General features: G+C 70.5%; 13 protein-coding genes. 1 reads left to right on the top strand and 12 read right to left on the bottom strand.

The genetic code is table 11. The annotated features are described in order from the left end of the window. Positions 1 to 72: 72 nt before the first annotated feature. From ABZ564_RS07240 to ABZ564_RS07190, 11 genes are all read right to left on the bottom strand, one after another. On the bottom strand, positions 73 to 2,430 hold the full coding sequence (locus tag ABZ564_RS07240; RefSeq protein ID WP_360850858.1) for a discoidin domain-containing protein: 2,358 nt from the start codon (positions 2,428 to 2,430) through the stop codon (positions 73 to 75). A gap of 237 nt (positions 2,431 to 2,667) precedes the next feature. Next, complete coding sequence (gene pssA / locus ABZ564_RS07235; RefSeq protein WP_360850855.1) at positions 2,668 to 3,522, bottom strand: CDP-diacylglycerol--serine O-phosphatidyltransferase; 855 nt, start codon at positions 3,520 to 3,522, stop codon at positions 2,668 to 2,670. Next, on the bottom strand, positions 3,509 to 4,156 hold the full coding sequence (locus ABZ564_RS07230) for a phosphatidylserine decarboxylase (RefSeq protein WP_018519860.1): 648 nt from the start codon (positions 4,154 to 4,156) through the stop codon (positions 3,509 to 3,511). Before ABZ564_RS07230 ends, pssA begins: the two co-directional genes overlap by 14 nt. Before the next feature lie 181 nt (positions 4,157 to 4,337). Further along, a complete protein-coding gene (locus ABZ564_RS07225; protein ID WP_360850850.1) occupies positions 4,338 to 5,543 on the bottom strand; it encodes an acyl-CoA dehydrogenase family protein in 1,206 nt (401 codons plus the stop codon). Further along, on the bottom strand, positions 5,540 to 6,073 hold the full coding sequence (locus ABZ564_RS07220; protein ID WP_360850847.1) for a MaoC family dehydratase: 534 nt from the start codon (positions 6,071 to 6,073) through the stop codon (positions 5,540 to 5,542). The genes ABZ564_RS07225 and ABZ564_RS07220 overlap by 4 nt, the downstream gene beginning before the upstream one ends. 1 nt (position 6,074) lies before the next feature. After that, positions 6,075 to 7,040, bottom strand: coding sequence for a CoA ester lyase (locus ABZ564_RS07215; RefSeq protein WP_360850843.1), 966 nt, complete (start codon positions 7,038 to 7,040; stop codon positions 6,075 to 6,077). Beyond that, positions 7,037 to 9,049: a protein meaA gene (locus ABZ564_RS07210; RefSeq protein WP_360850840.1), complete on the bottom strand. Its 2,013-nt coding sequence runs from the start codon at positions 9,047 to 9,049 to the stop codon at positions 7,037 to 7,039. The genes ABZ564_RS07215 and ABZ564_RS07210 overlap by 4 nt, the downstream gene beginning before the upstream one ends. 1 nt (position 9,050) lies before the next feature. Continuing rightward, the gene (gene ccrA, locus ABZ564_RS07205; protein ID WP_360850837.1) at positions 9,051 to 10,412 is read right to left on the bottom strand and encodes a crotonyl-CoA carboxylase/reductase; all 1,362 of its coding nucleotides are present in this window, start codon (positions 10,410 to 10,412) and stop codon (positions 9,051 to 9,053) included. Between the two features lie 388 nt (positions 10,413 to 10,800). After that, positions 10,801 to 11,613, bottom strand: coding sequence for a GNAT family N-acetyltransferase (locus ABZ564_RS07200; protein WP_360850834.1), 813 nt, complete (start codon positions 11,611 to 11,613; stop codon positions 10,801 to 10,803). 47 nt (positions 11,614 to 11,660) lie between these two features. Then, positions 11,661 to 12,476 carry a TetR family transcriptional regulator gene (locus ABZ564_RS07195; RefSeq protein WP_360850831.1) on the bottom strand — a complete coding sequence of 272 codons (816 nt, stop codon included), beginning with the start codon at positions 12,474 to 12,476 and terminating at the stop codon, positions 11,661 to 11,663. Positions 12,477 to 12,567: 91 nt separating this feature from the next. After that, positions 12,568 to 14,349, bottom strand: coding sequence for a 3-hydroxybutyryl-CoA dehydrogenase (locus ABZ564_RS07190; RefSeq protein WP_360850828.1), 1,782 nt, complete (start codon positions 14,347 to 14,349; stop codon positions 12,568 to 12,570). A gap of 343 nt (positions 14,350 to 14,692) precedes the next feature. On the opposite strand from ABZ564_RS07190, the gene ABZ564_RS07185 reads away from it, so the two are divergent. Continuing rightward, positions 14,693 to 15,268 (top strand): adenylosuccinate lyase, encoded by a 576-nt coding sequence (locus ABZ564_RS07185; protein ID WP_360850823.1) that lies wholly within the window; start codon positions 14,693 to 14,695, stop codon positions 15,266 to 15,268. Positions 15,269 to 15,324: 56 nt separating this feature from the next. Here the strand turns inward: ABZ564_RS07185 and ABZ564_RS07180 are convergent, their stop codons facing one another. Beyond that, complete coding sequence (locus ABZ564_RS07180) at positions 15,325 to 16,908, bottom strand: alpha/beta hydrolase (protein WP_360850820.1); 1,584 nt, start codon at positions 16,906 to 16,908, stop codon at positions 15,325 to 15,327. Between the last annotated feature and the right edge of the window lie 226 nt (positions 16,909 to 17,134).

Genomic DNA, 17,134 nt, shown 5'->3' with positions numbered 1-17,134 from the left:
CCCGCGCGGGGCGCCGGCCGGGCGCCCCCCCCCGCCCCCCCCCCCCCCCCCGCCGGTGCCGTGCGGAGCGGGTCAGCTGGTGTAGGCCTCCAGTTCGGAGAGCTGCGCGGCCGGCCATCCGGTGTTGGCGGTGAACGTCAGCCGGAGATAGCGGGCCGACGTGCCGGGAAGGGTGACGGTCGCCCGGTTGCCGCTCGACGGGTCGAAGGTGTAACCCGCTGATGCCTTGAGGGAGTTGTACGTGCTGTTGTCGGTGCTGCCCGACACGCTCAGCGTCTGCGTGCGGGTGGCCCAGGCCGCCGACGGGGGCAGCTTCAGGACGAGCCGCTTGACCGGCTTCGCGGCGCCGAGGTCCACGGTGATGGTCTGCGGGAAGGCGTGGTTGGCGCTCTCCCAGTAGGTGTTCGCGTTGCCGTCGACCGCGTTGGACGCGCCGTACACGTCCGCGTGACCGGACTCGGTGACGTTGCGCCCCTGGGCGAGGTTGCCCGTCTCCTCCGGCGGGTCGGTCGGGTCGGTCGGCGGGTCCGTGGGGTCGGTCGGGCCGCTGCCGCCTCCCGGCACCCCGCCGTTGGTCCACACGGGGTCCGGCCAGGTGCCGGTGCAGGCCGGCGGATCGGCGTACCAGCCGGAGTTCCCGGAGCCCCGGGTGATTTGGAAGCCGCTGCCGACGCAGTTGTGGATCGGGTTGGACTGCGCGATGTGGGTGGCGGTGACGTTGTCGAAGGTGGCCGTGCCGGGCGCCTGGACCTGGAGTGCGTAGGTGCCCGCGCCGTCGATCCTGACGTTGGTGAAGTGCAGCCCGTTGGTCGCGCCCTCGATGAGGTGGATCGCGGCGTAGGAGCTGTCCAGGACCTCCGTGTCGGAGATGTCGATGTTGCCGTTGATCGGTTCGTTGAGCCCGCTGAACCAGATCGCCCCGACCCCGAAGTGCCAGTTGTAGTCGCTGTTCCCGGTCCGGATCAGGGTGTTGCGGGCGGCCGTGGTGGTGCCCGAGACGGCCGTTCCCTGACCGGAGTTGACGCCGGGGTAGCGGTTGGCGATGTGCAGACCGCCGCCGTTGGTGATGGTGTCCGCCATGACGTTGTCGGACAGGGTGATGTCCTTGCCGCCGTAGGTGACGATGTTGTTGGCGAGGATCGGCAGGACCACCGTGTTGAACGTGAACTTGTTCTTCACGTTCGGGACGTTCTCCGCCCACATCGCGAGCCCGTCGTCCCCGGTGTTGCGGACGAAGGTGTTGGTGACCGTCGAGTTGGTGACGCCGTAGTGGAAGTTCACGCCGTCGGCGGTCTGGTCCAGGATGCGGCTGTTCTTGATCGTGAAGTTGTCCATCGGGCCGTCCATCCAGGCACCGCACTTGGTGTGCTGCATCCAGACGTTGTCGACGGTCGAGTTGGACATGGCCCCGCCGATGGCGTTGACCTGGTCGTTGTCCACCCGTTCCCGGATGTCGCCGATGATGGCGAAGTCCTTGAGCGTGACGTTGCTGCTGCCGCCGTTCCCGGCGTACTTGCCGTAGACGCCGACGGCCTTGCTCCGGTCGGACGGGTCGCGCCCGGTCAGCACGGAGTACCAGGGTCCGGCGCCGCGCAGGGTCACCTTGTCCACGACGATGTGGTCGCGGACCTGGAAGGTGCCCCGCGGGATGTACACCTCCTTGCCCTGCGTCCGGCCCGCGTCCACGGCCGCCTGGATCCTGGCGGTCGAGTCGGCGGCCCCGGTCGGGTCGGCCCCGAAGTCGGCGACGACGTCGAGCGCGCCGGAGGGCTTGGCGAGGGGCGCGCCCACCTGCTCGAAGTCCGCCAGGTCGATGGTGAACGACGGCGAGTCCGCCGTCGACGAGACCTGGAGCCGGACCTTCGTGCCGGCCGGCAGGGTGGACCCGAACATGGTCCGGGCCTCGTCGTAGAAGTGGTGCGGGTTGGTGTCGCCCGGGTTGTTGTTGAACGGGTAGCCGCCGTAGTACCAGCCGTACCGGGAGGTGACCGGCACCGCCTTGGGCGAGGCCCCGCCGACGCGTACGTCGATCGAGGCGTCCCGGCCCGTCCCGGCGGCGTTGTCCGGCAGCGAGTACCGGAAGGACATCGCGTCGGCGGGGGCGGTGAGCGTGAACTCCACGTACTCGCCGACCGCGTCCAGGGTCACCGCCTGCCGGCCCGACGCCTCGGAGGGCAGCGTGCCGTAGAGGCGGTTCGGGCCGATCAGGGTGCCGTTGGTGGCCGCGTACTCGGCCTCCTGTTCCTTGAACGGGACGGTCGCGCCGCGGCCGGGAACGGCGAGCGGCGAGGGGGCGGGGACACCGGCCGCCTGAGCGGCCGGCGCGCTGGAGATGACCACGGCGGCGGCGGTGCCGAACGCGGCGAGTGCCAGCGAGAGGGAGGCGGATAGGGACCGCCTGAGCAGGGGGTGCCGGGGTGGGGAAGTCACGTCGAAGTCGTCCTTGCGGCTCGTGGGGGCTCTTCGGACGTCCCACAGGCTAGGAGCACCGACGCAAGGAAGTCCACGGCGCTGCGCAAGAATTCGTCTTCCATGCTCAAATAAATGACGCGAGGAGGGGAAGAATGTGCGCTGTGCGGGGATTGGCCCGGGAAGGAGGCGCCCGGGAACGCACGAGGGCCCGGATGCCTTGAGGCATCCGGGCCCTCGTGTCGTTCGTACGGCCCGCTACGGCAGCTGCGCCGCACGCGCCTCGCGCCGGTTGCCGCGGAAGGTGTTCACCCGGCGGGCGGTCGCGAAGAGCGGGATGACCGCGCCCAGGACCACCTGGAGCGCACAGCCGGTCTGCAGGAGCAGCTGGCCGCCGGGGGCGTCCAGGGCCCACGCCGCCAGGAGCCCCATGGCCGCCACGATCCAGCCGAGCATCGCCACCGCGAGGACGCCCCGCGGCTTCGGGTACTCGACCCGGCTGACCATCAGCCACGCCACTCCGATGATCGCGAGCAGCGTCGGTACGAAGGGCAGCTCCAGGAGCACGATCGAGATGACCGTGAGCGCTCCGAAGGGGCTCGGCATGCCCTGGAACATGCCGTCCTTCAGGGTGACGCAGGAGAATCTCGCAAGCCTGAGCACCACCGCCAGCAGCACCACGATCGCCGCGAGCGCCGAGACCCGCTGGTGTGCGTCGTCCGCGACCATGCCGTACACGAGGACGAAGTACGCCGGGGCGAGCCCGAAGCTGATCAGGTCCGAGAGGTTGTCCAGCTCGGCGCCCATCGGCGAGGAACGCAGCTTGCGCGCCACGAGTCCGTCGAACAGGTCGAAGACCGCTGCCATGAGCATGAGGATCACGGCGGTGGCGGCGGAGTGCCGCGCCATGCCGCTCTCGTCACTGCCCGTGAGGTGCGGGATGAGGATGCCCGTGGTGGTGAAGTACACCGCCATGAACCCGCACGTGGCGTTACCGAGGGTGAGGGTGTCCGCTATCGACAGCCGCAGCGAGAGCGGCATGTCCTCGGCGTCGTCCTCCGCCTCGGCCTCGGGGACCCAGCCGGCCTGGGTGTCGGGATCAATCACGGTCAATGCGAGTCACCCCCGCGGTGGTGGCCTGGCCGACCTCGACCGCGACGTCCACACCTTCCGGGAGGTAGATGTCGACGCGGGAGCCGAAGCGGATCAGCCCGATGCGCTCACCCTGCTCCACCTTCGTGCCCTGCGGGATGTAGGGGACGATGCGCCGGGCGACCGCGCCGGCGATCTGCACCATCTCGATGTCACCCAGCTCGGTGTCGAAGTGCCAGACGACGCGCTCGTTGTTCTCGCTCTCCTTGTTGAAGGCGGGAACGAAGCCACCGGGCACGTGCTCCACCGACGTCACCGTGCCGGCCAGCGGCGCGCGGTTGACGTGGACGTTCAGCGGGCTCATGAAGATCGCGACGCGGGTGCGCCCGTCCTTCCACGGCATGATGCTCTGCACCACGCCGTCGGCCGGCGAGATGACGCGCCCCCCGGTGATCTCGCGCTCCGGGTCCCGGAAGAACCAGAGCATGCCCGCCGCGAGCGCGGTGGTGGGCACGGCCACGGCCGCCCAGCGCCCGGACCGGCGGGCGCGGGTCAGGCTGAGGGCGGCGGTGGCGACGGTCGGAAGGAGCCACGGCGAAGCTCCGCGTGCGATGCGGACCCGGCCGCGGGAGGCAGAAGTATGGCTGTCGGGCATGGATGACCTTCGTAGCGGATGAGGCCGCGCTGGCAACGGGGGACGGCGGCTTTTCCGGCGATGTTATCGGTTGCTGGCCGCAACTGGGCAAGCCAGCAGCCGAGTCGGACGTCTGGAAGGCACCGGTTGAGGATGACAGGGTGTGATCTTCTTCGCGGTTATATCGCCGCGAAAGGGACAATCAACCCTGGAAACGGTACTCCTCAAGGAGTCGGCGCCCGATGATCATTTTCTGGATCTCGGCGGTACCTTCACCGATCAGCAGCATCGGGGCCTCGCGGTAGAGGCGCTCGATCTCGTACTCCTTGGAGAAGCCGTAACCGCCGTGGATACGGAAGGCGTCCTCGACGACTTCCTTGCAGTACTCGGAGGCGAGGTACTTCGCCATCCCTGCCTCCAGGTCGTTTCGCTCCCCGGAGTCCTTTTTGCGAGCTGCGTTTACCATCATCGCATGGGCGGCCTCGACCTTGGTGGCCATTTCGGCCAGCTTGAACTGGATCGCCTGGTGCTGGGCGATGGGCTTTCCGAAGGTCTGGCGCTGCTGTGCGTAGGAAACGCCCAGTTCAAAGGCACGCTGTGCGACACCGCAACCACGGGCCGCGACATTTACCCGGCCGACCTCCACTCCGTCCATCATTTGGTAAAACCCCCGGCCGGTCGTGCCGCCGAGTACGCGATTGGCCGGAATTCGCAGTCCGTCCATGATGAGCTCGGTGGTATCGACCCCCTTGTAGCCCATCTTGTCGATCTTGCCGGGAATGGTGAGCCCCGGACGGACCTCGCCGAAGCCCGGTTCCTTCTCCACCAGGAACGTCGTCATCGACTTGTGCGGGGCCGTGCCCTCGGGGTGTCCTTCGTCACTCCGGCACAGCACGGCGACGAGCGAGGACGTACCGCCGTTCGTCAGCCACATCTTCTGGCCGTTCAGGACGTACTCCTCGCCGTCCCGCACGCCCTTGGAGCTGATCGCCGATACGTCCGAGCCCAGCGCCGGCTCGGACATCGAGAACGCGCCCCGCACCTCGCCCAGCGCCATCCGCGGCAGGAAGGTGTCCTTCTGCTCCTGGGTGCCGTGCTGCTTGAGCATGTACGCCACGATGAAATGCGTGTTGATGATGCCCGACACGCTCATCCAGCCCCGGGCGATCTCCTCCACGCACAGCGCGTACGTGAGCAGCGACTCGCCCAGACCGCCGTACTCCTCGGGGATCATCAGACCGAACAGGCCGAGTTCCTTCAGCCCCTCGACGATCTCGGTGGGGTACTCGTCACGGTGCTCCAGCCGCGTCGCGACCGGAATGATCTCCTTGTCGACGAAATCCCTGACCGTCGAGAGGATCTCCTGCTGGACCTCGGTGAGTCCGGCCGTCCGGGCGAGTCGCGTCATGGCTGCTTCTCCACGTTCTTCTGCGAAGGCTGGTCGGGCTCCGGGCGGCCGGGCTGTTCCCCGCCCCGCTCCTTGATGTACGTCTCGGTGGGAACCATGACCTTGCGGCGGAACACGCAGACCAGCGTGCCGTCCTGCTTGTAGCCCCTGGTCTCCACATAGACGATTCCGCGGTCGTTCCTGGACTTCGACGGCGTCTTGTCCAGAACCGTCGTCTCGCCGTAGAGCGTGTCGCCGTGGAAGGTCGGTGCCACGTGCTTCAGCGACTCGATCTCCAGGTTGGCGATGGCCTTTCCGGAGACGTCCGGCACCGACATGCCGAGCAGCAGCGAGTAGATGTAGTTGCCGACGACGACGTTCCTGCCGAAATCGGTGGTCCTCTCCGCATAGTTGCTGTCCATGTGCAGCGGGTGATGATTCATGGTCAGCAGGCAGAAGAGGTGGTCGTCGTATTCGGTGACGGTCTTTCCGGGCCAGTGCTTGTAGACCGCACCGACCTCGAATTCCTCGTAAGTGCGTCCGAACTGCATATCAGGCCTCCGGGGCTTCGAACTTGGAGGTGCGCTGCATGCCGGCCGCCCGGCCCTTGCCCGCGACGACCAGGGCCATCTTGCGGCTGGCCTCGTCGATCATCTCGTCGCCGAGCATCGCCGAGCCCTTCTTGCCGCCCTCCTCGGAGGTGCACCAGTCGTAGGCGTCCAGGATCAGCTCGGCGTGGTCGTAGTCCTCCTGCGAGGGCGAGAACACCTCGTTCGCCGCCTCGACCTGGCCGGGGTGCAGCACCCACTTGCCGTCGAAGCCGAGAGCCGCCGCACGGCCCGCGACCTCGCGGTAGGCGTCCACGTCGCGGATCTGCAGGAAGGGACCGTCGATCGCCTGGAGGTCGTGGGTGCGGGCCGCCATCAGGATGCGCATCAGGATGTAGTGGTAGGCGTCCGCCGGGTAGCCGGGCGGCTGCTGGCCGACGACCAGGGTCTTCATGTTGATCGACGCCATGAAGTCGGCCGGACCGAAGATCAGCGTCTCCAGGCGGGGCGAGGCACCGCCGATCTCGTCGATGTTGACGAGGCCCTTGGCGTTCTCGATCTGCGCCTCGATGCCGATCCGCCCGACCTCGAAGCCCATCGTCTTCTCGATCTGGGTCAGCAGCAGGTCCAGCGCGACGACCTGCTGGGCGTCCTGGACCTTCGGCAGCATGATGCAGTCCAGGTTCGGCCCGGCGCCCTCGACGACCGTGATGACGTCGCGGTACGTCCAGTGCGTCGTCCAGTCGTTGACGCGGACCACCCGGGTCTTGCCCGTCCAGTCGCCGTTGTTCAGCGCGTCGACGATGTGGTGCCGGGCGCCCTCCTTGGCGAGCGGCGCGCAGGCGTCCTCCAGGTCCAGGAAGACCTGGTCGGCCGGGAGGCCCTGGGCCTTCTCCAGGAACCGGGGATTGCTTCCCGGTACCGCGAGACAGGAGCGGCGCGGGCGCAGGCGGTTGACGGGCGTGGTCATGCGGGGACCTCCAGAGGGTCGAGCTTGTTCGCTTTCCGGATCTCGTCGACGATACGGCCGATGATCTCCGTGATGCCGAAGTCCTTCGGGGTGAACACGGCGGCGACACCCGACCTGATCAGGGCCTCGGCGTCGGCCGGGGGAATGATGCCGCCGGCGATGACCGGGATCTCGCCGGCCCCGGCGCGCCGCAGCCGGTTCAGCACGTCCGGCACCAGCTCGGCATGCGAGCCGGACAGGACGGACAGGCCCACGCAGTGCACGTCCTCGGCGACGGCCGCCGAGACGATCTGCTCGGGCGTGAGGCGGATGCCCTGGTAGACGACCTCGAAGCCGGCGTCCCTGGCCCGCACCGCGATCTGCTCGGCGCCGTTGGAGTGCCCGTCGAGGCCGGGCTTGCCGACCAGCAGCCGCAGCCGCCCGACACCCAGGTCCCCGGCGGTCCGCGCGGTCTTCTCGCGTACGAGGGCGAGCGGCGAGCCCTCCTCGGCGGTGACCGCGACCGGGGCGGACGACACCCCGGTCGGTGCCCGGAACTCGCCGAAGACGTCGCGCAGTGCCCAGGACCACTCACCGGTGGTGACCCCGGCGCGGGCGCACTCGACGGTCGCCTCCATCAGGTTCCCGGTGCCGGCGGCGGCCTTCTTCAGCGCGGCCAGCGCCTCGGTGGCCCGGGCCTCGTCACGGTTGTCGCGCCACTCGTGGAGCGCGGCGACGACCTTCGCCTCGTTGGCCGGGTCGACCGTCATGATCGCGCCGTCGAGGTCGGCGGTGAGCGGGTTGGGCTCGGTCGTCTCGTAGACGTTGACACCGATGATCTTCTCGTCGCCGGCCTCGATCCGGGCCCGCCGCTCGGCGTGCGAGGAGACCAGCTCGGACTTGAGGTAGCCGGACTCGACGGCCGCCATGGCGCCGCCCATCCGCTCGATCCGGTCCATCTCGGCCAGCGATTCGGCGACCAGCTCGTCGACCTTGGCCTCGATGACGTGCGAACCGGCGAAGATGTCCTCGTACTCCAGCAGGTCGCTCTCGTGCGCCAGGACCTGCTGGATGCGCAGCGACCACTGCTGGTCCCAGGGCCGGGGCAGCCCCAGCGCCTCGTTCCAGGCGGGCAGCTGCACGGCGCGGGCGCGGGCGTCCTTGGAGAGGGTCACGGCCAGCATCTCCAGCACGATGCGCTGGACGTTGTTCTCCGGCTGCGCCTCGGTCAGGCCGAGCGAGTTGACCTGGACGCCGTAGCGGAACCGGCGCTGCTTGGCGTCGGTGATGCCGTAGCGCTCGCGGGTGACCCGGTCCCAGATACGGCCGAAGGCGCGCATCTTGCACATCTCCTCGATGAAGCGGACGCCCGCGTTCACGAAGAACGAGATCCGCGCGACGACGGCCCCGAACCTCTCCTCGGGCACCTGCCCGGAGGCGCGTACGGCGTCGAGGACGGCGATGGCCGTCGACATCGCGTACGCGATCTCCTGGACCGGGGTGGCCCCCGCCTCCTGGAGGTGGTAGCTGCAGATGTTGATCGGGTTCCACCGGGGGATGCGGTTGACCGTGTACGTGATCATGTCGGTGGTCAGCCGCAGCGAGGGCCCGGGCGGGAAGACGTGCGTCCCGCGCGACAGGTACTCCTTGACGATGTCGTTCTGCGTGGTGCCCTGGAGCAGGCCCGGGTCGGCGCCCTGCTCCTCCGCGACGACCTGGTAGAGCGCCAGCAGCCACATCGCGGTGGCGTTGATCGTCATCGAGGTGTTCATCCGCTCCAGGGGGATGTCCTGGAACAGCCGGCGCATGTCACCGAGGTGCGACACGGGCACACCGACCCGGCCCACCTCGCCGCGGGCCAGGACGTGATCGGGGTCGTACCCCGTCTGGGTCGGCAGGTCGAAGGCGACCGACAGACCCGTCTGGCCCTTGGCGAGGTTGCACCGGTAGAGCTCGTTGGACGCCTCGGCCGTGGAATGGCCCGCGTACGTCCGCATGAGCCAGGGGCGGTCCTTCTGACGGCCACTCATGTCAGACGTCCCGGAAGCGGTTGATGGCGTCGATGTGCTCGGCGCGCATCTCCTCGTCGCGCACGCCCATGCCCTCGCGCGGGGCCAGCGCCAGCACGCCGACCTTGCCCTGGTGGACGTTGCGGTGCACGTCGTGGGCGGCCTGGCCGGTGTCCTCCAGCGAGTAGACCTTGGAGAGCGTCGGGTGGATCCTGCCCTTGGCGATCAGGCGGTTGGCCTCCCACGCCTCGCGGTAGTTGGCGAAGTGGGAGCCGATGATGCGCTTGAGCGACATCCACAGGTAGCGGTTGTCGTACTCGTGGTGGTAGCCCGAGGTCGAGGCGCAGGTGACGATCGTGCCGCCCTTGCGGGTCACGTAGACGCTCGCGCCGAACGTCTCGCGGCCCGGGTGCTCGAAGACGATGTCCACGTCCTCGCCGCCGGTCAGCTCGCGGATGCGCTTGCCGAACCGCTTCCACTCACGCGGGTCCTGGTTGTGCTCGTCCTTCCAGAACGCGTAGCCCTCGGCGCTGCGGTCGATGATCGCCTCGGCGCCCATCCGCCGGCAGATCTCCGCCTTCTGCTCGCTGGAGACGACGCAGATCGGGTTGGCGCCGCCGGCCAGCGCGAACTGCGTGGCGTACGAGCCGAGGCCGCCGCTGGCGCCCCAGATCAGCACGTTGTCGCCCTGCTTCATGCCGGCGCCGTTGCGCGAGACGAGCTGGCGGTACGCGGTGGAGTTGACGAGCCCGGGAGCCGCGGCCTCCTCCCAGCTGAGGTGGCCGGGCTTCGGCATCAGCTGGTTCGACTTGACAAGTGCGAGCTCTGCCAGGCCGCCGAAGTTGGTCTCGAAGCCCCAGATGCGCTGCTCCGGGTCGAGCATCGTGTCGTTGTGGCCGTCCGAGGACTCCAGTTCGACCGACAGGCAGTGCGCGACGACCTCGTCACCGGGCTTCCAGGCGTTGACGCCCGGGCCGGTGCGCAGGACGACGCCCGCCAGGTCGGAGCCGATGACGTGGTACGGCAGGTCGTGGCGCCTGGTGAGCTCGCTGACCCTGCCGTACCGCTCCAGGAAGCCGAAGGTGGAGACCGGCTCGAAGATGGAGGTCCAGACGGAGTTGTAGTTCACCGAGCTGGCCATGACCGCGACCAGGGCCTCGCCCGGGCCGAGTTCCGGAACCGGCACGTCCTCCACGTGGAGGGACTTGCGCGGGTCCTTGTCACGGCTGTCCACCCCGGCGAACATCTCCGCCTCGTCCTTGTGCACGGTGACCGCGCGGTACGACTCGGGGACGGGCAGTGCCGCGAAGTCCGCGGCGGTGACCGCGGCGGAGCCGCTCTTCGCTTCTGTCTGGGACTGGATCGCGTCCAGGATTTCCTTCACGGGTACCTCCGGCGAATGGGGTCTCCCCTGCTCGAGCGAAGCCGAGAGCTCGGGGAAGCGTTGGGGGAACGCTGAGGGGTCCCTGGGAACAGGGGGCGGGTCTGGAGGTGTGCCGTCGGTTCGGCGGGGAGGTGCTCGGCTGCTTGCTCTGTGGAGCGGAAGGGTTGCCTGGTGACGCAGGCGCCCGGGCGCGCAGGCACGTGGCTTGCGGGGACAGCCGGCGTACGTGAGATCCCAGCACGCCGGCCGCCCGGATGCCTTCAACGTATGGCACTGTGTGACAGCTGACAAGGCACTCGGTGCCAGTAATTTCCCTCAATTGTCAGCCGACTGCTACGCATGAGCAACACGGACGGCGGTATGGGCGGAATCGCCCGCTTGTGTCTGGTCAGGGACGCGCGGGGCGGTAGAGGTACGGAGTCGTGGTGGTCAGCGCGGTGAAGCCGAGCCGCTCCAGGATCGGGCGACTGTCCTCGGTCGCGTCGACCTGGAGGTACCGGTAGCCGCGCTCCGCCGCCATGCCCGCCCGGAAGGCCACCAGCGCCCGGTAGACGCCCCGCCCGCGCCACGCCTCCACCGTGCCGCCGCCCCACAGCCCCGCGAACCCCGTGCCCGGGTACAGCTCCATGCGGGCCGAGCTGACCGGCTCGTCGCCCGCCATGGCCACGAGCGCCACGAAATGCTCCGGGTCCTCCCGCAGCCGGTCCAGGACCTGGCGCCGCAGCCGTGACCCGTCCCGGCCGAAGGCCCGCTCATGGGCGCGCGCCATCAGCTCCACGCCGGCCTCGTCCCGCACCTCCCGCAGCCGGACGCCCTCCGGAAGCCGCACCGCCGTGGCGAGCTCCGCCACCGGCGCCACGAGCAGCGTCTCCGGCTCCTCGGCCTCGAAGCCCGCCGCCAGCAGCCGCGCGCCCAGGTCACCGGGCCGGTCGTGCCCGTACAGCTTCCACTCGAACTCCTCGCAGCCAGTCCGCTCGCAGTGCGCCACCTGCTCCGCGATCGCCGCGTCCGCGCGGTCGGCGTCCAGGTCCGGCGACGACCACAGCACCCCCTGCCAGTCGTGCGCCGCGCCCACCTGCCGTACGACGTCCCCCACGCGTTCGACGCGGGCACCGGGACCGTCGGGCCGGGCGTGCTCGCGCATCACCCGGTCGAAGAGGGCGAGGAGGCGGGCGGGGTGGGATGTCACATGATCGTTCATCCGCACACCTCAGCACCGGGGGGCCGGCCCGGCAAACGGATTCCCGCTCAGCGGTCCTTGAGCGCCTGCTGGATCGTCCGCATCACTTCGTCCAGCGGGGCGTCCGTACGCGCCACCGCGACCAGCACCTCGCCCTTGGTCTCCACCGAGGCGGCCGGCGGCTTCGCGGGCTCCGCGCCCGCCGTGCGGCCCGCGCCGATCCCCGTACCGAAGGTGTCGCGCACGATGGCGAACGCCTGGTCGAGCTGCGCCTCCACATCGCCCTGCCCGTCCGCCCGCAGCCAGCGGCGCAGCACATGGTTGTGCGCGGTGACGACGGCGGACGCGGCGACCTCGGCCAGCAGCGGGTCGTCGTTGCCGGGCTGGTGGTCGCGCTCGTCGAAGTGGCCCAGCAGATAGCGCGTGAACAGCCGCTCGTAGCGGGCCACCGAGGCGATCTCCGCCTGCCGCAGGGTCGGCACCTCACGGGTCAGCTTGTAACGGGCCACGGAGACCGCGGGCTTGGCCGCGTACATCTTCATGACTTCCTTGATGCCGCGGCACACCGTGTCGAGCGGATGCTCGTGCGCCGGGGCGGCGTTGAGGACCGCCTCGGCCCGTACGAGGGTGTCGTCGTGGTCCGGGAAGATCGCCTCTTCCTTGGAGCGGAAGTGCCGGAAGAAGGTCCGCCGGGCCACGCCCGCGGCACCGGCGATCTCGTCGACCGTGGTGGCTTCGTACCCCTTCGTCGCGAAGAGTTCCATCGCCGCGGCGGCCAGCTCGCGGCGCATTTTGAGCCGCTGGGCGGCGGCTCGGGTGCCTACGGCACTTTCCGGGACGTCGGGCGCGGCGGACACACGGGAGGACCTGGCGGGCTGGGACATGGTGTGAACGTACTGCATCGGCGCGGGAGAGCGCGCCTGCGGGGGCGGGCCGCCCGGAGGCCCGAGCAGCCCGCCCCAGCCGGCCCCCGCGTCAGCGCCGGGCATACTCGCGGAAACCGCGCCCCGTCTTGCGGCCGAGGCAGCCCGCGGCCACCAGGTGCTCCAGGAGCGGGGCCGGCGCCAGGCCCGGATCGCGGAACTCGCCGTGCAGCACCTTCTCGATGGCCAGCGAGACATCGAGGCCGACCACGTCCAGCAGCTCGAACGGGCCCATCGGGTAGCCGCCGCCCAGCTTCATCGCTGCGTCGATGTCGTCGAGGGACGCGTAGTGCTCCTCGACCATCTTGATCGCGTTGTTGAGGTACGGGAACAGCAATGCGTTCACGATGAACCCGGCCCGGTCCCCGCAGTCCACCGGGTGCTTGCGCACCTTCAGGCACACCTCGTGGACCGTGGCGTGCACCTCGTCGGCGGTGAGCACCGTACGGACGACCTCGACGAGCTTCATCGCGGGCGCCGGATTGAAGAAGTGCATCCCGACGACGTCCTCGGGCCGCCCGGTGGCCCGGGCGATCGCCACGACCGGCAGCGAGGAGGTGGTCGTGGCCAGCACCGCGCCCGGCCGGCACACCTTGTCGAGCGTGCCGAACAGCTGCTGCTTGACCAGCAGGTCCTCGGCGACCGCCTCCACGGCGAGGTCCACCTCCGCGAAGGCGTCCAGCGAGGCCGCCGCGGTGATCCTGGCCAGCGCCTCGTCCCGGGCCCGCCCGGTCAGCCGCCCCTTGGTGACCGACCGGTCCAGCGACCTCGCGATCCGGGCCCTGGCGAGGTCCGCCTTCTCCTGGCCGCGCGCGGCGAGCACCACGTCGTACCCCGCCTTGGCGAAGACCTCCGCGATGCCCGAGGCCATCGTCCCGGAGCCCGCGACGCCCACCGACCGCACGGTGCGCCCGGCCGTCCCCCCGCCGCGCGGGGCGGGCGTCAGCGCGTCCGGCACCACGGTCCGGCTGCCCGGCGCGGCGTACGTGTAGAAGCCCCGGCCCGCCTTGCGCCCGGTCAGCCCGGCCGCGGCGAGCTGGCCGAGGACGGGCGCGGGGGCGTGCAGCCGGTCGTGCGAGGCGGAGTACATCGCCTCCAGGACCGTACGGGCCGTGTCGACGCCGATCAGGTCCAGCAGGGCCAGCGGGCCCATCGGCAGACCGCAGCCCAGCTTCATCGCCGCGTCGATGTCCTCGCGGGTGGCGTAGTTCGCCTCGTACATCGCCGCGGCCTGGTTGAGGTAGCCGAACAGCAGGCCGTCGGCCACGAACCCGGGACGGTCACCGACGGAAACGGGCTCCTTGCCCAGCCGGCGGGCCAGCTCGACGACGGCCGCGACGGCCGGCGGGGCCGTCAGCACCGAGGAGACCACCTCGACGAGCTTCATCGCCGGCGCCGGGTTGAAGAAGTGCAGACCGAGCACCCGCTCCGGGTACTGCGACTCGGCGGCCAGCCGGGTCACCGACAGGGCGTTCGTGCCGGTCGCCAGGATGGTCGTGGGGGAGACGATCGCGTCGAGCTCCCGGAAGACCTGCTGCTTGATCTCGTACGACTCCGGCACGACCTCGATGACCAGCTCCGCCTCGGCGGCCGCCCGGAGATCGGAGAAGGCGCGGAACCGGGCGAGGACGTCGCGCCGCTCCTCCTCGGTGATCCGCTCGCGCTCCACGGCGCGGGCGGTGGACGCCTCCAGGGAGGCGACGGCCCGGCGGGCGGCCGCTTCGTCGACGTCGATGCCGATGACCTCGCGACCGGACCGGGCCAGGAGCTCGGCGATACCGGCGCCCATCGTGCCGAGGCCGACGACGGCGATGGTGGAGAGAGGGATGTCCATCACGGGACTCCAGGGATGAGTGACGACTGAGGGACGCACGGGGTGCGCGAGGCGCACGGCGTGCGGGGGCTGCCTGTCGTGCTGCTCGGCCACCGGGCGTGATCCACGCACAGGACCGGAAAGGAGCGACGGACCCTGTCCCGGAGCCACGTCTCGTACAGCTGCCGAACCGACGACACTCCGGGTGGCTGCGTCACCAGGCCACCGGAGCCGACGGGAGATTATCCCGCTCACCTGAGCTTAACCGGCGGGTAACGAGCGCGCCAGCCCCGTCCGGTTGTGGCCCCCGCCACATTCCCCGAGCCCGTCGATACGCACCGTGTCCGCCGTTACGCTGACGGTCATGGACGACGAGGAGTTGCGCTCGCTGACGCACCGACTGGCCGAGGAGGCGGGGGAGTCGGCGCCCTGTCACGCCCTGCTCGCCACCGAGGACCACGAGGAACTGGCCCGGGTGCTGGTCGAGCGAGAACGCCCGCTCTGGGCCCGCGAGATCGCCGCGTTCCGGCTGGGCTGCGCCGGAGACCGCCGCGCCTTCGAGCCCCTGGTGCTCCTGCTCAACCACCGCGACCCCGAACGCTGCGTCAGCGCCGCCCACGCCCTGGCCCGCCTCGCCGACCCCCGCACCCCGCGCGCCGCCGCCGCCCTCGCCACCAACTCCCTGCGCACCGCCTACGCCCTGCACCCGGTCCGCCTGCTCACCACCCTGCGCGCCCCGGAGTCCGTGCCCGCCCTGGTCGCCACCCTGTCCCGGCTGCTCGGGCCGGACGAACCGCACTGGCGCGTCGCGCTCGCCTGCGTCGAGGGCCTGGGCACCCTCGGCGACGCCCGCGCCCGCCCGGTGCTGGAGGCCGCGCTGCCGAGCCCCCGGCTGGCGGACGCGGCCCGGCAGGCGCTCGGGCGGCTGCCGGGGGGATGAGGGGAGGGGCGCCACGCGGTCGTTCCGCGCGCGCCCCTCGAGACCGGGCCGCTCCGTCAGCCCCGGAACCCCAGCAGCCCGTGCAGCACGCTGCCCCGGTCGCCGTCCGGACGGGCCGCCGGCCGCGCCGACTTGGCGGTCTCCGGCTCCGGGTCCGGGGTCTTCGCGCAGACCGCGTCCACGTCGCCCCGGCCGGCGCGGGGCACGGTGCCCTCGGCGAGGTAGTCCACCAGATAGCGGTCCAGGCAGGCGTTGCCGCTCAGGGTGACGCCGTGGTTGCCGCCGCCCTGCTCGACGACCAGGCGGGAGCCGCGCAGCTTGCGGTGCAGGGTGACACCGCCCTCGTACGGGGTGGCCGCGTCGTCCGTCGCCTGGAAGAGGAGCGCCGGCGGCAGCTTGTGGTTGGAGACCCGCACCGGGTTCAGCGGCTCCACCGGCCAGTCGGCACACGGGGCGTTGTACCAGGTGTTGCCCCAGGCCATGAACGGCGCCTTCGCGTGCACCCGCCAGGTGTCGGTGCGCCAGACGTTCCAGTCGCGCGGCCAGGAGGCGTCCCGGCACTGCACGGCCGTGTAGACCGAGTAGCCGTTGTCGCCGTCCGCGTCCACCGCGCCGAACCGTTCGAACGCCGCGACGAGCGGCTTCTCGTTTTCGTCGTTGACGTAGGCGGCGAACGCCTCGGCCAGCGCCGGCCAGTAGCCGTTGTAGTAGCCGCCCGGCAGGAAGGTGTCGTCCAGTTCGCCCGCGCCGACCTTCTTGCCCGCCGGACGCTTCTTCACCGCGTCCCGCATCCGGTACCAGGCGGCCTCGACCTCCGCCGGGTCGCTGCCCAGGTGGTAGGTGGCGTCGTAGGCGGCGACCCAGGCGGCGAACGCCTTGTGCCGGGTGTCGAAGGCGTAGTCCTGGGCGAGGTTGTCGTCGTACCAGACCCCGTCCGGGTCGACGTTCGAGTCGAGGACCAGGCGCCGGACGCGCTCCGGGAACAGCTTCGCGTACACCGCGCCGAGGTACGTGCCGTAGGAGTACCCGAGGTAGTTGAGCTGCCGCGCCCCGGTCGCGCGCCGGATCACGTCCAGGTCCTTGGCCGCGCTCACCGTGTCCATGTACGGGAGCAGGTCCGGGTACTTCTCGCCGCAGGCGGCCGCGAAGTCGCGGGCGCGGTTGCGGTTGATCCGCTCGCCTCCGAGGGACTGCGGGACCGGATCGGGCCGGACCGGGTCGAAGTACCCCGGCAGGCAGTCCAGGGCGGGCCGGCTCCTGCCGACGCCGCGCGGGTCGAACCCGATCACGTCGTACTGGGCGGCGACCGCCTCCGGCAGCGAGGCGGCGACGAAACCGGCCATCGACAGGCCGCTGCCGCCGGGGCCGCCCGGGTTCACGAGCAGCGGGCCCTGGAAGGTCTTCGAGGTGTGCGGCACCCGCGTCAGCGCGAGGGTGACCTCGCGGCCCGACGGGTCGTCGTGGTCGAGCGGGGAGCGCACCGTCGCGCACTGGAGCGTCGGGGACGACTTCGTCCCGCAGTCCTTCCAGGCGATCGGTGCCGCGCGCGGCTTTCCGGTGTCCGCCGTGGCCGGCACGGCGGTCACCAGACCGGCGACCGTCGCTCCGACGGCGAACAGCATGACTGAACGGTTCGTCATATGGCCTCCCGAGATGGGGGAACACGGCTGCGCGGGACGCAGCCCCCGCCGCATGTTCCCCGCAATCGGAGCCGGGAGGACCCGTTGCGGTGAGAGATGACCCGTTTGCCCTCGCCGCCGGCCCCCGGGCGGATGCGGCGGCCCGGCCGCTCCGCGAACCGCGCGGACAGCCCTTGGTCGTCCCGGAGCGTGGACGTCCACCGCGGGAGTCCTCCCCGAGAACGAA

The organism is Streptomyces sp. NPDC019224 (assembly GCF_040632605.1).
Classification (GTDB): Bacteria; Actinomycetota; Actinomycetes; order Streptomycetales; family Streptomycetaceae; genus Streptomyces.
This window is presented reverse-complemented; position numbering and strand designations above follow the sequence as displayed.

Coding starts and splice junctions, on each gene's coding strand:
- ABZ564_RS07230 (WP_018519860.1), bottom strand. CDS start 4,156: ATGCCCGACAGCCATACTTCTGCCTCCCGCGGCCGGGTCCGCATCGCA.
- ABZ564_RS07185 (WP_360850823.1), top strand. CDS start 14,693: ATGGACGACGAGGAGTTGCGCTCGCTGACGCACCGACTGGCCGAGGAG.
- ABZ564_RS07180 (WP_360850820.1), bottom strand. CDS start 16,908: ATGACGAACCGTTCAGTCATGCTGTTCGCCGTCGGAGCGACGGTCGCC.
- ABZ564_RS07225 (WP_360850850.1), bottom strand. CDS start 5,543: ATGACGCGACTCGCCCGGACGGCCGGACTCACCGAGGTCCAGCAGGAG.
- ABZ564_RS07200 (WP_360850834.1), bottom strand. CDS start 11,613: ATGAACGATCATGTGACATCCCACCCCGCCCGCCTCCTCGCCCTCTTC.
- ABZ564_RS07215 (WP_360850843.1), bottom strand. CDS start 7,040: ATGACCACGCCCGTCAACCGCCTGCGCCCGCGCCGCTCCTGTCTCGCG.
- ABZ564_RS07220 (WP_360850847.1), bottom strand. CDS start 6,073: ATGCAGTTCGGACGCACTTACGAGGAATTCGAGGTCGGTGCGGTCTAC.
- ABZ564_RS07210 (WP_360850840.1), bottom strand. CDS start 9,049: ATGAGTGGCCGTCAGAAGGACCGCCCCTGGCTCATGCGGACGTACGCG.
- ABZ564_RS07195 (WP_360850831.1), bottom strand. CDS start 12,476: ATGTCCCAGCCCGCCAGGTCCTCCCGTGTGTCCGCCGCGCCCGACGTC.
- ABZ564_RS07190 (WP_360850828.1), bottom strand. CDS start 14,349: ATGGACATCCCTCTCTCCACCATCGCCGTCGTCGGCCTCGGCACGATG.